Genomic DNA, 15,293 nt, shown 5'->3' with positions numbered 1-15,293 from the left:
ACACCCGCCGCCGCGCTCAGGCGCCGGAGATGTCCAGGCCCAGTTCCTGGGCCGCCTCGAGCGCGAGGTCGCGGGCGTAGCCCTGGCCGGCGCCCGCCTCGCACAGCACCCGGTGGACGCCGTCGAACGCCCGCCTGTCGCCGCGCGCGGCGAGGCCGCGGGCCGCCTCGGCCACGGTCGTCACGTCGCGGTCGGCCAGCCGTGCGGCCAGCGCCTCCCTGATCCGGGCGGTGTCGGCCGGCAGGCCGGCGAGGCCCATGGTCGCCCAGTCGCGCACCTCGTCGTCCCCGCACCCGGTCAGCCGGATCAGGGCCGCGAGGCCGTCCTCGTCGCCGGGCGGCAGGACCGCGGCGAGTGCGACCGGGTCGTTGACAGTGGGCTCGCGCCCCGGGCCGCCGACGATCGCCAGCACCTCGGGGAGGGCCCGCTCGTCGGCCCGGTGGCCGAACGCGGCGAGCAGCGCCTCGACCACCGCGGGCTCGGTCTCCCGGCGGGCCAGGTCGCGCAGGATGCCGAGGACCTCGTCCCGCCGGTCGTCGTGTTCCGTGTCGAGGCCGAACCGGGCGAGGACGTCGACGCCGAACTCCCGCCGCGCCGGGTCGTCGCTCTCGCACATTCGCGTCACCGCCCGGAACGTCTCCTCGTCGTGGCGCCCCCACAGCGCGTGGACGGCCGCCCACCACGTCTCGTCGTCCTCGTCCAGATCGCGGTAGGGCAGGACGCGGCGGAGCAGCACCTCGGGCGGCGGCCGGAGGCCGAGCGCCGCCTCCAGGACCGTGGTGGCGGCGGCGTGCCCGTACTGGCGGGCCACGGAACAGGTCACAGAGCAGGCACCGGCGCCGGCGCGGGCCTCGACGGTGACCCGCCGGGTGCCGTCCGGCGCGGCGGAGTGCGCCACCAGCACGGTGTGCCCGCCGCCCAGCCGCGCGGCGGTGTCGTCCCGGAGGGCCTTCTCCAGATCGGCCTCCTCCGGATCCGCCGCCGCCAGACGGCCGGCGATCTCCAGCGGGGTCGCGCCGTCCCAGCCGGGCGCGGCCGGATCCGCACCGTGCTCCAGCAGCGACCAGACGATCCCGTACGCCCCGAACAGGGCGGCCAGCGTCAGCGGCGTGTCGCCGTCCTCGTCGGTTAGATCGGGGTCGGCCCCGGCGTCGAGCAGGACGTCGGCCGACTCGAGGTTGCCGTTGGCCGCCGCCCAGAGCAGGGCCGTCCAGCTGCCCTCCTCCGCCGCGTCGGGGTCGGCGCCCCCGTCCAGCAGCGCCTGCACGGTCTCGGCGTGATCCCAGCAGGCCGCGGCGCACAGCGGCAGCCCCTCCTCGGGTCCGCCGCTCGGCCGGTCGGGGTCCGCGCCGTGGTCCAGGAGCAGCCGGACGATCTCGTGGTGCCCTCCGGCGGAGGCGAGGTAGAGCGGCGTCGTCCCCTGGGCGGGGTCGACAGCGGAGGACACGGGGGAGGGCACAGCGGAGGGCACAGCGGAGGGCACGGCGGGGGACGCGCCGGCCTCCGGGTGCAGCATCTCCGCCACCCGCGCGGCGTCCCCCTCCGAGATCGCCTCCAGCAACCTGCTGCGGGTCACGTCTCCATGCTCACACAGCCCCTTCCGGAGGACCCCGCAGGGATCGTCCCCAGGGAGGATGGGGAGCGGGGCCGGTCGGGGTTACGGTGGAGGGCGTGAACGATCCGGGTGGCATGCGGGCGTCCGACGCCGAGCGCGAGTCCGTGGTGGAACAGCTTCGAGTGGCGTCCGCCGAGGGGCGGCTGACGCTGGCCGAGCTGACCGAGCGGACCGAGGCCGCCTACCTGGCCCAGACGCACGGCGAGCTCGCCCAGATCATCGCCGACCTGCCGGGCGGCGCCCCGGCTCCGGCCCCGCCGCCCGCGGCTCCGGCCGCCCCGCAGGGCAGGACGCGCAAGTGGATCGTGGCGGTGCTGGGCGATACCAAGAGGACCGGCTCCTGGCGGATCGACGACGGCATCGGCGCGGCGTGCGTGCTGGGCGACGTGACCCTCGACCTGCGGGAGGCCGAGGTGCGCGGGCGTGAGGTGGACGTCGTCGCCGCCTGCGTGCTGGGCGACGTGAAGATCATCGTGCCGGACGGCGTCGACGTGGAGCTCTCCGGCGTCACCATCCTGGGCGACAAGAAGGTCCAGGTGGTCGAGGCACCCGCCGGGCAGGCCGCACCCGTCGTCAGGGTCCGGGCGTACGTCCTGCTGGGCGACGTGAAGATCATCGGGGACTCCCGGGCGCGGCCGATCAAGCGTGGCCGGCAGGCCTGGAGCGAGTGGTGGCAGGAGCGCCGCGCCTCCCTCACCGAGGGGGACGAGTTCCCCGAGCACGGCCTGCGCGGCATGCACGGCCTGCCCGGCCTGCACGACATGCACGGGTTCCGTCCGCCTCGCCCGCCCCGGCTCCGCGACCGCCGGCGCGACTCCCGCTGAACGGCTCCCGATCGCGCGGCCGTACGCCGCGGGGAAACCGGATCGCCGTCTGCGTGCGGGGATCCCACCGTGGTGGGGTCCGCCGGATGGCCGGAGAGCTGGAGATGGCTGGACCCGAGCACCGGCGGTTAGGCGGGCCGGTGGTTAGGCGGGCTGGCGGTCAGGCCGCCTCGCGGGCGGCGCGTACGGCCTGGGCGTGGCGTTCGAGCAGGAGCGTGACCAGTTCGGGGGCGGCGCCGAGGACGCCGGCCACGGCGTGCGCCCCGGCGTCCAGGGCGTCGCGCCGCACGGCGTCGGCGAAGTGGCCGGGAGCCAGCAGGTACGGCGCGACGACGACCCTCGGCGCGCCCGCCCGCCTAAGCCGTTCGACCTCCTCGCGGGGCCGGGGCACGGCGGCGGAGGCGTAGGCGGCGGTCACGGACCACCAGGGCCGCGCACGCGCCCACGCGCGGGCGACGGCGGCGATCGTCGCGTTCGCCCGGCGGTCGCCGGATCCGGCCGAGACCAGCACCACGGCGGTGCCGGTGTCGCCGGTCTCCACCCCGGCCTCGGCGAGGCGGCGTTCGAGGGCCCGGACCAGCAGCGGGTGCGGGCCGAGCGTGGGGCCGCAGACGGCCCTCAGGCGCGGCGTGCGGGCCGACGCCTCCCGCAGGGCCGCCGGGATGTCCACCCGGCTGTGATAGGCGGCGGTGAGCAGGAGGGGGAGCACGACGGCCTCGTCCAGGCCCGACAGCGCCCGCGGCAGCGACGGCGTGGCGTGGTCGAGGTAGGCGGCGCGGACGTCGAGGCCGGGCCGGGCCCGCCGTACGCCGTCGAGCAGGGCCTCCACCGTCGCGGCGGCGCGCGGGTCGCGGGACCCGTGCGCCACCGCGATCAGCGGCGCGTTCCGGTGGGGAGCACTCGTCACAGGTGGATGCCGCACTCGATCTTGCCGAGGCCGGACCAGCGCCCGCTGCGCGGGTCCTCGCCCGGCGCCACGCGGCGGGTGCAGGGGGCGCAGCCGATCGACGGGTAGTCGTCGTAGTGCAACGGGTTGATCAGCACGCCGTTGTCGGCGATGTAGTTGTCGACGTCTTCCTGGGTCCACCGGGCGATGGGGTTGACCTTCACCATCTGCCGCTTGGCGTCCCACTCCACGACCTTGGTGGTCGCCCGGGTGGGCGACTCGTCGCGGCGGATGCCCGACACCCAGGCGAGGTACGGCTCCAGCGCCCGGTTCAGCGGCTCCACCTTCCGCAGGTAGCAGCACAGGTCGGGGTTGCGCCCGTACAGGCGCGGGCCGAGGTCGCGGTCCTGCTCCTCGACCGTCCTGGACGGCTTCACGTTGATCACGTTGACCTGGTAGACCGTCTCTACCGCGTCGCGGGTGCCGATGGTCTCGGCGAAGTGGTAGCCGGTGTCGATGAACAACACGTCGACGCCCGGCTTCACCCTGCTGACCAGGTCGATCAGCAGGGCGTCGCTCATCGACGAGGTGAGACAGAGGCGGTCGCCGAACGTGGCCGCGGCCCACCGGATGATCTCCCGGGCGGGGGCGTCCTCAAGGAAGCGCGCCGCGGACTCCACGATTCCCTGGAGGTCCAGCGTCGCCCGCTGCCGCTCCAGGCCCGCCTCTATCTCTGCCACCGACATCGTTACTCCTCACACGTCGTTCACTGGTTCATCGGATGATCGGACGAGAAGCCTTCGGACAATCACGAACGCACGCCGAGACCGAGGAATTTCACCCGGAAGGCACGGGCGCAGGCCCGGCAGTACCATCCGTGGCTCTCCTCCTCGGTCACGTAGGGCTCCAGGTCCTCGTCGCCGCAGTACGGGCAGTAGAACGGCGCCGCCCGCTCGCTCATTTGAGGTCGGTTTCGTCGGCGCGCTGGACCCAGGCGGCGAAGGTCTCGCCCTCGTTCCGCTGCTTCTCGAAGTTGCGGACGACCCGCTCGACGTAGTCGGGCAGCTCCTCCGCCGTGGCCTTGAGCCCGCGCACCTTGCGGCCGAAGGCCGGGTTGAGCCCGATCGAGCCGCCCAGGTGCACCTGGAAGCCCTCGACCTGCTCGCCCGCGTCGTTGACCACGAGCTGGCCCTTGAGGCCGATGTCGGCCACCTGGATGCGGGCGCAGGAGTTCGGGCAGCCGTTGACGTTGATCGTCAGCGGCTCGGCGAAGTCGGGCAGGCGCCGCTCCAGCTCGTCGATGAGGGCCGACGCGGTGGCCTTGGTCTCGACGATCGCCAGCTTGCAGTACTCGATGCCGGTGCAGGCCATCGTCTGGCGGCGGAACGTGGACGGGTTGACCTGGAGGTCGGCGGCCTCCAGCTCGGCGACGATCGACTCCACCCGGTCGGGGGCGACGTCGAGGATCACCATCTTCTGCTCGACCGTCGTACGGACCCGGGTGGACCCGTGCCGCTCGGCGATGCCGGCGATGCGGTGCAGCGTGTCGCCGTCCAGCCGGCCCACCCGGGGGGCGAAGCCGACGTAGAAGTTGCCGTCCCGCTGGGGGTGGACCCCGACGTGGTCGCGGCGCCCGCCGCGCGGCTCCTCCGGAGCCGGGCCGTCGGGCAGGGCGTGGTTCAGATACTCGTTCTCCAGGATCTGGCGGAACTTCTCGGCGCCCCAGTCGCTGACCAGGAACTTGATCCGCGCCCGGTGGCGCAGCCGGCGGTAGCCGTAGTCGCGGAAGACGCCGCAGACCCCGGCCCACACCTCGTGGACCTGGTCGGGCCGGACGAACACGCCGAGCCGCTTGGCGAACATCGGGTTGGTCGACAGGCCGCCGCCGACCCAGACGTCGAAGCCCCGCTCGCCCTGCTCGTTCACGACGCCGACGAACGCCACGTCGTTGATCTCGTGGACGGTGCAGTGGGCGGTGCAGCCGCTGATCGCCGTCTTGAACTTGCGCGGCAGGTTGGAGAACGCCTTCTCGCCGATGTACCGGTCGTAGATCTCGTGGATCTGCGGCGTGCCGTCGATCACCTCGCCGGCGTCGATCCCGGCCAGGGGACAGCCGAGGATGACGCGGGGGGTGTCGCCGCACGCCTCCATGGTGGACAGGCCGACCGCCTCCAGCCGCCGCCAGATGTCCGGGACCGACTCGATCTCGATCCAGTGGAGCTGGATGTTCTGCCGGTCGGTGACGTCGGCGGTGCCCCGGCCGTAGTCGTTGGAGATGTCGGCGATCGCGCGCAGCTGCTCCAGGCTCAGCTGCCCGCCGTCGATGCGGACCCGCAGCATGAAGTAGCGGTCGTCGAGCTCCTCGTCCGGCAGGATCGCGGTCTTGCCGCCGTCGATGCCCGGCTTGCGCTGGGTGTAGAGACCGAACCAGCGGAAGCGGCCGCGCAGGTCGGCGGGGTCGATCGAGTCGAACCCGCCCTTCGAGTAGATGTCGATGATCCGCTGACGGACGTTGAGCCCGTCGTCGTTCTTCTTGTTCTCCTCGTTCTTGTTCAGTGGCTCACGGTAACCGAGAGCCCACTGACCTTCGCCGCGCGGGCGTCTGTGGTGGCGGTTCGCCGGGCGGGCCGGGGTGCTCATGGGCACACGTCCTTCTCCGAGGCTCGGGTCGAGATCGGTCTTCGGCGGACACCGGCGCAGGCGGCCTCTCACCTCGCCGGCGGCATGCGCGGCCGAGTGTGAGGGCATGAGGAAACGACGCCTGGCCGAGCGCCCGGATAACGGAGGGCGACGGTCAGCCGGCGTCGATACAGATCGCGCTACGGACGCGCAGGAGATCGACGTGGCGTCGCACGACGAGCAACGGGTCCGCTGGCATGTCCCAAACGATACCTCTGAGATCCTGGATGTCCAAGTTCGTGTCCAGGATGCGGGATTGTAACGGCATAATGACAGCAGGTTGTCAGCCCTTGCGGACCCAGTTCTCCGGCGACTCCGCCTCGCGGTCCTGCTCGGACGGCTCCTTGTGCTGGCAGTCGCACCAGGACCCGCCACGGCACTCCTCGTGCCTGTGTTCCCCGCACGCCCGGCAGATCATGTCTTCAGTGTTCCCCTCCCATGACACCCGCATGACACCCGGACGGCACCCGGACGGCACCCGAACAGACCCGGATGAGAGACGCGGGGGGTGGGGACCCCTATTCTGGGCGGCGACGATCCGCTCGCAGGTCACGTGATAATCGCCGCGCCGGCGGGTAGAGCCCAGTTCTCATGACCGGTTGGGTGCCATGACCTCCACGGACGCGCGGGCGCGCAGGCCGCGGCGCATCACGCGCAAGAGTATGGCGATCGCCCGCGCGCGCCTGAGCTGGGTACGCGAGACGAACATCTGGGCGCTGGTCAAGGCGACCACGATGGCGGGGGTCAACTACCGGGTGACCGGCCTGGCGGGCGAGGCGGCGTTCTTCGCCCTGTTGTCGCTGCCGCCGTTCGTGCTGGGGCTGCTCGGGGTCATGGGCCACCTGAGCGGGCTACTCGGCGACGCCGCCGTCGCCGAGATCAGGGGCTGGGTCGTGGACCAGTCCGAGCTGCTGTTCACGCACAACACGGTGGAGCGGGTCGTGCAGCCGCTGCTGTCCGACGTGCTGAGCGGCGGCCAGGTCTCGCTGATCTCCGTCGGGTTCCTGCTGTCGCTGTGGTCGGGCTCGCGGGCCCTGTTCGTGTACGTCGACCTCATCTCCATCGCGTACGGGCTGGGGGAGACCCGGGGGATCATCCGCACCCGCGTCCTGTCGTTCGGCCTCTACGTCGCCGCGCTGCTGATGGGGCTGGTGGTCATGCCGGTCCTGGTGATCGGCCCCACGCTCATGTCCAACGCCCTGCCCAGGTACGCCGCGCTGGTGACGGTCCTCTACTGGCCCGTGCTCGTCGTCGGCTCGGTGCTGATGCTCACGCTGCTCTACCACGTGAGCGTGCCGCACCGCACGCGCTGGTGGCGCGAGACGCCGGGGGCCGTCCTCGCGCTGGTGATCTGGATCGTGTGCGCGGCGTTCCTGCGCGAGGTGCTGGCCGCCTGGTTCACCCCGCTGTCGATCTACGGCTCGCTCGCGGCGCCCATCGCCGTGCTGCTGTGGCTCTACATCACCGCGCTCGCCGTGCTCATCGGGGCGACCCTGAACGCGGAGATCGACCGGCTGTGGCCGCTCGGCGGGGCCTCCCGGCAGGAGCATCATCACCGCAAGTCCGGCAAGGCCTGATCGGTCCGCGGGTTCGGCCTGTTTCCCGGCCTGCCGATCGCGACGGAGTGAGGAACCGCCGCGTCCCGATAAAGTGGGGAGGGTCGCGACTGGCGCTGACGTGCCCGGCAGGGGAGCGTCGCTAGGTGGGGCACCACCGGGGAGCGAATCAGCGGAGGCCGTGCGCCTGGGTCGCCGCCGCTGTCGACGTGGAAGAGGATTGCGCCATGGCTGAGCACTCGCTGGACGTCGTCGATCCCGAGATCGCCGAACTGATCAGGGCGGAGGAGCGGCGGCAGGCCGACACCGTCAAGCTGATCGCGTCCGAGAACTACGTGTCCAGGGCCGTCCTGGAGGCGACCGGGACCGTTCTCACCAACAAGTACTCCGAGGGCTACCCGGGCAAGCGCTACTACGAGGGCCAGCAGGTCATCGACAAGATCGAGACACTGGCCGTCGAGCGGGCGAAGTCGGTCTTCGGGGTGAACCACGCCAACGTCCAGCCGTACTCGGGCTCGCCCGCGAACCTCGCCGTCTACCTCGCGTTCCTGAACCCGGGCGAGACCGTGCTCGGCATGGGCCTGCCGTTCGGCGGCCACCTCACCCACGGCTGGTCGGTGTCGGCCACCGGCAAGTGGTTCAACTCCGTGAAGTACGGCGTGCGCCGCGACACGGGCCGGATCGACATGGACGAGGTGCGCGCCCTGGCGCTGGAGCACCGGCCCAAGCTGATCTTCTGCGGCGGCACCGCGATCCCGCGCACGATCGACTTCCCGGCCTTCGCCGAGATCGCCAGGGAGGTCGGCGCCGTGCTGGCGGCCGACATCGCCCACATCGCGGGCCTCGTCGCGGGCGGCGCCCACCCCTCGCCGGTCGGGCACGCGGACGTGATCTCCACGACCACCCACAAGACCCTGCGCGGCCCGCGCGGCGCGATGCTCATGGCGAACTCCGACGAGGTCGCCACCGCGCTCAACAAGGCCGTCTTCCCCGGCCTCCAGGGCGGCCCGCACAACCACACCACCGCCGCCATCGCCGTCGCCCTGCACGAGGCCGCCCGGCCGGAGTTCAAGGCGTACGCCGCGCAGATCGTGCGGAACGCCCAGGCGCTCGCCGACGAACTGCTGAACCGCGGCTTCGACCTCGTCTCCGGCGGCACCGACAACCACCTGATCCTGATGGACCTCACGTCCAAGGGCGTCGGGGGCAAGCCGGCGGCGCAGGCGCTCGACCGGGCGGGCCTGGAGACCAACTACAACACCGTGCCGTTCGACCCGCGCAAGCCGTTCGACCCGTCGGGCATCCGGATCGGCACCCCGTCGGTCACGTCGCGCGGGATGGGCGAGGCCGAGATGCGGCAGATCGCCGCGTGGATGGACGAGGTCGTCACCGCCGTGGCCAAGGGCGACGCGGAGGACGTCATCGCGCGGGTGCACGGCGAGGTCACCGAGCTGACGGGCCGGTTCCCGGCTCCCGGCCTGTCCTGACCACCGCCTTTCCCGGCCACTGCCTTTTGGACACTGGAAAAAACGGGTTGCGGGAGACGGTGGCGGTGCTGCTACCGTTCCCGCATCCGACGCCGCTCGTGCGTCATGAGGGTGGCCGCCGCCGGCGGCCGCACACCGGGGAGGTGAGGACCATGCGGGTCTTTCTGACGACCATGCCGTCCGTCATCTCCCGGGTGTCCGCATAACCCTCTCCGCTGAGACACCCGGTTTTCTCGAAGGGTGTCCACAGCAATGTCGTACGATCTTTCGCTTCTCGGCTGGCACGACGACCTCGCCGAGTCGCTTCCCGACCTGCCCGGCGGGGCCGTGCCCGGCCGGGTGGCGCGGGTCGACCGCGGCGCCGCCGAGGTCGTCGCCGCCGGCGGGACCTGCCACGCGCGCCTGTCCGCCCGCCTGCGCAGGGCCGCGGCGGCCGACCCGCTCGCGCTCCCGTGCGTGGGGGACTGGGTCGCGCTCACCCTCCTCGACCTGTCCTCGTCAGACGGGGGCCGGCACGAACTGGCGGAGGTGCTGCCCCGCCGTACGGCCTTCGTCCGGGGCGGCGTGAGCCGCGACTCGCGCGGCGGCCTGTCCGGCGACGGCCAGGGGCAGGTGCTGGCCGCGAACGTCGACGTGGTGTTCGTGGCCGAGCCGTCCATGCACGCCGACGACTTCGCCGATCTCGGCAGGATCGAGCGCCTCGTGGCGCTGGCCTGGGAGAGCGGCGCCCGGCCGGTCGTGCTCGTCACCAAGGCCGACCTGTTCGCCGAGCTGCAGGACCGGGTGCTCGGCGACCTGCTCGCCGACGTCGAGGCGGCGGTGCCCGGGGTGGAGGTCCACCCGGTCTGCTCGCTCACCGGCGACGGCGTGGACCTGGTGCGGTCCCATCTCGGCGCGTCCGGCACCGCGGTGATCCTCGGTCCCTCGGGCGCGGGCAAGTCCACGCTCGTCAACGCCCTCGCCGGCGCGGAGGTGATGGAGACCCAGCGGGTCAGGGCCGCCGACGGGCGGGGCCGGCACACGACCGTCCACCGGCAGCTCATCCCGCTGCCCGGCGGCGGGCTCGTCATCGACACCCCCGGCATCCGCCGGGTGGGACTGTACGAGACGAGCGAGGGCGTGGACCTGGTCTTCGCCGAGATCGACGAACTGGCCGGCGGCTGCCGGTTCTCCGACTGCGGGCACGAGCGGGAGCCGGGCTGCGCCGTGCTCGCGGCGGTGGAGTCGGGCGAGCTGCCCGAGCGGCGGCTGGAGAGCTGGCGCCGGCTTCAGCGGGAGGCGGCCTGGATGGCGCGCCGCACCGACGCGCGGCTGCGCGCGGAGGAGACCCGGAAGTGGAAGGCGATCCACCGGCAGATGCGCGGTATGGGCCGCCCGTAGCGGCCCGCGCGATCAGGGGCCGGACACCAGAAGGGCGTTTCACGCCTGCCGTCTGTCCGGGGGGACAGGAGCGGGACGTGGAACGCCCTGTGGTGACACTGTGGTGACACGGTGATGAGGCTGCGGTGGAACTGCTGTGGAGTTGCGGTGAAACCGTGGTGACGCGTGTCGGGGAAGGGAAATCCGCTCAGGCGACGGCGCTGATGCCGGCGCTGGCGGCGCGGCGCATACGGCGGCGACGCTCGGAAGCGCGCTCGTCCTCGTTGAGACCGCCCCAGGTGCCGTACTTCTCGGGCCGCGAGAGCGCGTAGTCGAGGCACTCCGCGCGCACAGGACACTGAGCGCAGATGGCCTTGGCCTTGCGCTCCCGGATGTCGCGCTCGGGCTGACGCTCGCCGTCAGGACCGAAGAACAGCACCAGGTCCTCTCCCCGGCACGCGGCATCATCCTGCCAACCCCAGCTGGGGCGCGGGCGGGCGAGCTGCCGACGTACCTGAGACATGAGAAACCACCTTTGGTGAGAGGTATTTCAGTGTTTATGCCGCTTTGGACGCTTGTGGCATCCCTTGTGCCAACGCCGGGATGAGCCGTGGTGTTCCCGGCTTCTCGCGAAGCCCTCAGGTCGATACCGGCATGAGCGGACTCAGTTCGGCCAACCTGTAGGTCGGGATTCCGTCGGCGCAGGTCATCCCACACGGCGCCGAGAACACCGTGGGTTCGACCACGACCCGGAATCGCGACGTCCCACGCCCCGTCGTGCAGTGCACGACGCAGACGGTGGAGTCGCCGACCGACCGGGAGGATTCCACGGCCACCCCGCCGACCGAGATCTCGCCCGTATGCGCCCGGACGAAGTGCTCGGCGGCCTGCAGTGGCTCAGGGATACCCGCGCGTCCCCGGAAACGGTCGAGGACGACCTCGCCGTGCCGGTACGCGTTTGCCGCCGCGATCGCAGCAGCCTGAGACATGCTGCCGTAGTAAAGCCCGTGTGGCAAGCATACGAGGTTGGCGGCGTATCGATCGCCACCAACATGTGTGGTTTCCCACACTTCGCCGGGCAGGTTCTCGCTGAGGAACCGGGCCAGCGGCAGTCCGAGCCGAGCACAGCAGGCGTTGTGCCTGCCGTGGGTGCAGACCAGGAACATCGGCTCGTTCACCAGTATGCAGGACTCCGGAACCACTCCGTGCACGAGAGACCGCAGGTCAAGATCGTCCGGGCGCTCCGGGAAGGCCTCCGCGAGCCACGGGTCGTCCACCGCGGCGGCGGCCAGGTAGACGTGCAACCGGCCGCCCCGGGCCTCCCGGCGGCCGGGGCGGCGGATAAGCTGCGGCCGGATGCCGAGCGTGCGCGCGCGGGCGACCAGCGTGCGCACGTCGTCCGGCAGCCGGGACTCCTCGATCTCCGCGGCCCAGGGCCCCGCGTGCTCTATGAGCAGCCAGAACCGGCCCTTCTTGGTCGCGCTCGCCAGGACGGGAGCGTCTCCCGTGTGGCAGGCGGCGGGGTGCTCGCACCCGTTGGCCATCAGGTCCCGTCCCTCCGGTACGTTTCTTAGGTAAGACTAACCTTATCCAATGAGGTCAAGAGTCGAGTGACTTCCCCGGCGAATCAGGATCAAACACTTTCGCGGCGGGCCAGCGGCGGGGTCAGGCGTGCCGGAGGGCGGCCTCGGCGGCGGCCAGGGCGGCCGCCCGGTCCTCCGCCACCAGGCCGATCCTGGTCCGCCGGTCCAGCAGGTCGCCGGCGTCGAGCGCGCCCTCGTGGCGGACCGCCCAGACCAGATCGGCCAGGGTGATCCCCGCCGCCACCGGTTCGGCCAGCGCCGGGTCGCGCCGCATCAGGTCCAGCACCGCCCCGGCCTCCGCGCCGTACCGCTGGACGAGCCGCCGGGGGAGGCCGGGCCGCACCGGTCCGGCCCCGGCCAGCGGCAGCCGCGCCGTGCGGCTCGCGGGCGCGCCGGGGCAGGCGGCGTCGACCGCGTCCTCGGCCATCCGGCGGTAGGTGGTGAGCTTGCCGCCGACGACGGTGACCACGCCGTCCGGCGAGCACAGCACGGCGTGCCGGCGGGACAGGTCCGCGGTGGCCCCGCCCCCTCCGCCCGCCCCGCCCGGGCCGTCGACCAGCGGCCGCAGGCCGGCGAAGGCACCCGCCACCTGGTCGCGGCCGAGCGGCCGGTCGAGCACGCCGCCGAGGACCTCCAGCAGGAAGGCCACGTCGCTCTCGGGCGCCTCGGGGACGTCCGGCACCGGGCCGTCCAGCGGCTCGTCCGTCAGCCCCACGTAGACCCGCCCGTCGTCCTGGGGGAGCACCAGCGCGAAGCGGGCGCGCCCGCCCGGGATCGGCACGTGCAGCCCCGCGCGCAGCGCGCCCAGGGCTCCCGGCCGCAGCACGAGGTGGGTGCCCCGCGACGGCCGCAGCGCCACCGACGGCACCAGCCCGCCGGCCCACACGCCGGTCGCGTTGACCACCGCCCGCGCCCGGATGTCGAACTCCGCGCCGGTCAGTTCGTCGCGCAGCCGGGCGCCGTCCCCGGCGAGCGCCAGCGCCCGGCACCGGGTGAGCACCCGCGCGCCGTGCGCGGCGGCCGTACGGGCGATCGCGACGACCAGGCGGGCGTCGTCCGTCACCCGGCCGTCCCACGACAGGAGCGCGCCGCGCAGGCCGTGCGGGCGCAGGGACGGGGCGAGGGCGAGCGCCCGCGCGGCGGTCAGGCGGGACGGCCCGGGCAGCAGGCTCCTCGGCGTGCCCGCGGCGGCCCGCAGCGCGTCGCCCAGCCGGTAACCGGTCATCGCCGTCGCGGCCTCGCCCCGGCCGACGGCGGGCGTCAGCGGCAGCAGGTACGGGTGCGCGGCCACGAGGTGGGGGGCGGTGCGGCGGAGCAGGGCGCCCCGCTCCACGGCGCTTTCCCAGGCCACGCCGACCTGGCCGCTCGCGAGGTAGCGCAGCCCGCCGTGGACCAGCTTGGAACTCCACCGCGAGGTGCCGAAGGCCAGGTCGTGGGCGTCCACGGCGGCCACCGAGAGGCCCCGTGAGGCGGCGTCGAGCGCGGCCCCGGCCCCCGTGACGCCCAGGCCCACCACGAGCACGTCGACGACGGCCGCGCGCGTCTCGTCGAGTTCCCGGGCCCGCCGGGCGGCATTGAGTGACGATCGCATGACCCCGCCTCTATGGTCGCCTTACCCTTGAGTAACCTATCTGGAGGCGCACCGGTCATGGAATCCCCTCTCCTGCCCGCCGAACCCATGCTCTGGTCGGGCTGGGGTGACCCCGCCAGAGCCGCCGAGCTGCCCGCGCCGGTGCGCGACCTGCTCACGGAGCTTCTCGGCGTCCGCGCGCCCGCCACTCCGGCCGCGACGTTCGGCGAGGTGCGGCTGCCCCCGGTGGCCCTGCCGCCGCCCGTCCTCGCCGCGCTGGCGGCCGTGACCGGGGAGGAGCACGTGCGGGCCGACGACGACGCCCGCATCCGGCACACCCGGGGCAAGTCCACGCCCGACCTGCTGCTGATGCGCGCGGGGGACGCCTCCGACGCGCCCGATGCCGTCGTGCTCCCCGGCTCGCACGAGGAGGTCGCCGAGGTGCTGCGCCTGTGCGCGGAGCACCAGGTGGCCGTGGTGCCGTTCGGCGGGGGCACGTCGGTGGTCGGCGGCCTCACCGCCGCGCGCAGCGGCTTCACGGGAGTGGTCGCCCTCGACCTCGGCAGGCTCGCCCGCCTGCGGTCCGTCGACCCCGTCTCGATGACCGCCGTCCTGGAGCCGGGCCTGCGCGCGCCGCAGGCGGAGCGGCTGCTCGCCGGGCACGGGCTGACGCTCGGGCACTTCCCCCAGTCGTACGAGTACGCGACGCTCGGCGGGTTCGCGGCGGCCAGGTCCAGCGGGCAGGCCTCGGCCGGATACGGCAGGTTCGACGACATGGTCGTGGGCATGACCGTGGCGACGCCGCGCGGCACGCTGGAGATCGGCCGGGCTCCCAAGTCGGCCGCCGGGCCCGACCTGCGCCAGGTGTTCCTGGGCTCGGAGGGCGCCTTCGGGGTGATCACCTCGCTGCGGCTGCGGGTCCACCGGGCCCCGGCCGTCCGGGCGTACGAGGGCTGGCGGTTCGAGACCTTCGCGGCGGGGACGGCGGCGCTGCGGAGGCTCGCGCAGGAGGGGACGCCGCCGGCCGCGCTGCCCACCGTGCTGCGCCTGTCCGACGAGACCGAGACGATGGCCGGGCTGGCGAAGCCCACGGATCTCGGAGCGCCCGGAAGCGACTCGGGCTGCCTGGTCGTGGCGGGCTTCGAGGGGGCCCCGGGCGAGGTGGCCCACCGCCGGGAACACGCCGCCGCGCTGCTCGTGGAGGCCGGCGGCGTGTGTCTCGGCCCGGAGCCGGGGGACAAGTGGGCGCGGGGCCGGTTCTCGGCCCCCTACCTGCGCGACGCCCTGCTGGCCGCAGGGGCGACCGTGGAGACGCTGGAGACCGCCTGCTTCTGGTCGGACCTGCCGCGCCTGTACGACGCCGTACGGCTGGCCCTGCACGGCGCGCTGGGCTCGCCGTCGGGCGGGCCGCTGGTCATGTGCCACATCTCCCACGTGTACGCCACGGGGGCGTCGCTGTACTTCACGGTGGTGACGGCGCAGACCGGCGACCCGCTGGCACAGTGGGCGGCGGCCAAGCGCGCGGCCGGCGAGGCGATCGCCCGGGCGGGCGGCACGATCTCGCACCACCACGGCGTCGGCCGCGACCACCTGGAGGCGTACGCCGCGGAGATCGGCGACCTGGGCGGCGAGATCCTGCGCGGGATCAAGGAACGGCTCGATCCCGCCGGGATTCTCAACCCGGGTGTGCTGATCCCGGTGTACTGATCCCCGGAAAACGCCAAGATTGTCCCC

Annotated in this window: 15 protein-coding genes; 5 read left to right on the top strand and 10 right to left on the bottom strand. The window is 73.2% G+C overall.

Annotated features, from left to right (window positions below):
* Positions 1 to 16: 16 nt before the first annotated feature.
* Positions 17 to 1,576: an ankyrin repeat domain-containing protein gene (locus tag OG344_RS30815; protein ID WP_405086100.1), complete on the bottom strand. Its 1,560-nt coding sequence runs from the start codon at positions 1,574 to 1,576 to the stop codon at positions 17 to 19.
* 95 nt (positions 1,577 to 1,671) lie between these two features.
* On the opposite strand from OG344_RS30815, the gene OG344_RS30810 reads away from it, so the two are divergent.
* Positions 1,672 to 2,439: a DUF1707 domain-containing protein gene (locus OG344_RS30810; RefSeq protein WP_405086099.1), complete on the top strand. Its 768-nt coding sequence runs from the start codon at positions 1,672 to 1,674 to the stop codon at positions 2,437 to 2,439.
* Between the two features lie 160 nt (positions 2,440 to 2,599).
* On the opposite strand, the gene OG344_RS30805 is transcribed toward OG344_RS30810, so the two are convergent.
* From OG344_RS30805 to OG344_RS30780, 6 genes are all read right to left on the bottom strand, one after another.
* Entirely contained in the window at positions 2,600 to 3,346 is a 747-nt protein-coding gene (locus tag OG344_RS30805; RefSeq protein WP_405086098.1) for a sirohydrochlorin chelatase, read from the bottom strand.
* Positions 3,343 to 4,071, bottom strand: a complete 729-nt coding sequence (locus OG344_RS30800) for a phosphoadenylyl-sulfate reductase (protein WP_405086097.1) — start codon at positions 4,069 to 4,071, stop codon at positions 3,343 to 3,345. The genes OG344_RS30805 and OG344_RS30800 overlap by 4 nt, the downstream gene beginning before the upstream one ends.
* A 62-nt stretch (positions 4,072 to 4,133) precedes the next feature.
* Positions 4,134 to 4,286, bottom strand: coding sequence for an Insertion element protein (locus tag OG344_RS30795; protein ID WP_327046712.1), 153 nt, complete (start codon positions 4,284 to 4,286; stop codon positions 4,134 to 4,136).
* Positions 4,283 to 5,965, bottom strand: coding sequence for a nitrite/sulfite reductase (locus OG344_RS30790; RefSeq protein ID WP_405086096.1), 1,683 nt, complete (start codon positions 5,963 to 5,965; stop codon positions 4,283 to 4,285). The genes OG344_RS30795 and OG344_RS30790 overlap by 4 nt, the downstream gene beginning before the upstream one ends.
* Before the next feature lie 154 nt (positions 5,966 to 6,119).
* A complete protein-coding gene (locus tag OG344_RS30785; RefSeq protein WP_357054749.1) occupies positions 6,120 to 6,203 on the bottom strand; it encodes a putative leader peptide in 84 nt (27 codons plus the stop codon).
* Positions 6,204 to 6,287: 84 nt separating this feature from the next.
* Positions 6,288 to 6,422, bottom strand: a complete 135-nt coding sequence (locus OG344_RS30780) for a hypothetical protein (protein WP_405086095.1) — start codon at positions 6,420 to 6,422, stop codon at positions 6,288 to 6,290.
* Between the two features lie 190 nt (positions 6,423 to 6,612).
* Here OG344_RS30780 and OG344_RS30775 point away from each other — a divergent pair, with 190 nt between their 5' ends.
* The 3 genes from OG344_RS30775 (at position 6,613) to rsgA (ending at position 10,427) form a co-directional block, all read left to right on the top strand.
* A complete protein-coding gene (locus OG344_RS30775; protein WP_405086094.1) occupies positions 6,613 to 7,581 on the top strand; it encodes a YihY/virulence factor BrkB family protein in 969 nt (322 codons plus the stop codon).
* Between the two features lie 206 nt (positions 7,582 to 7,787).
* Complete coding sequence (glyA, locus tag OG344_RS30770; protein WP_405086093.1) at positions 7,788 to 9,047, top strand: serine hydroxymethyltransferase; 1,260 nt, start codon at positions 7,788 to 7,790, stop codon at positions 9,045 to 9,047.
* Between the two features lie 252 nt (positions 9,048 to 9,299).
* Entirely contained in the window at positions 9,300 to 10,427 is a 1,128-nt protein-coding gene (rsgA, locus tag OG344_RS30765) for a ribosome small subunit-dependent GTPase A (protein ID WP_405086092.1), read from the top strand.
* A 187-nt stretch (positions 10,428 to 10,614) separates the two neighbouring features.
* Here rsgA and OG344_RS30760 read toward each other — a convergent pair whose 3' ends face one another.
* From OG344_RS30760 to OG344_RS30750, 3 genes are all read right to left on the bottom strand, one after another.
* Complete coding sequence (locus OG344_RS30760; RefSeq protein WP_076434697.1) at positions 10,615 to 10,929, bottom strand: WhiB family transcriptional regulator; 315 nt, start codon at positions 10,927 to 10,929, stop codon at positions 10,615 to 10,617.
* A 115-nt stretch (positions 10,930 to 11,044) separates the two neighbouring features.
* Positions 11,045 to 11,950, bottom strand: coding sequence for a sucrase ferredoxin (locus tag OG344_RS30755; RefSeq protein ID WP_327046707.1), 906 nt, complete (start codon positions 11,948 to 11,950; stop codon positions 11,045 to 11,047).
* A 121-nt stretch (positions 11,951 to 12,071) separates the two neighbouring features.
* Complete coding sequence (locus tag OG344_RS30750; protein ID WP_405086091.1) at positions 12,072 to 13,580, bottom strand: glycerol-3-phosphate dehydrogenase/oxidase; 1,509 nt, start codon at positions 13,578 to 13,580, stop codon at positions 12,072 to 12,074.
* Positions 13,581 to 13,637: 57 nt separating this feature from the next.
* On the opposite strand from OG344_RS30750, the gene OG344_RS30745 reads away from it, so the two are divergent.
* Positions 13,638 to 15,266, top strand: coding sequence for an FAD-binding oxidoreductase (locus OG344_RS30745; RefSeq protein ID WP_405086090.1), 1,629 nt, complete (start codon positions 13,638 to 13,640; stop codon positions 15,264 to 15,266).
* Positions 15,267 to 15,293 lie beyond the last annotated feature (27 nt).

Origin of the sequence: Microbispora sp. NBC_01389 (assembly GCF_045040095.1) — a bacterium.
GTDB lineage: Bacteria > Actinomycetota > Actinomycetes > Streptosporangiales > Streptosporangiaceae > Microbispora.
The sequence above is the reverse complement of the archived record's forward strand: the minus strand, read 5'-3'. Positions and strand labels throughout refer to the sequence as shown.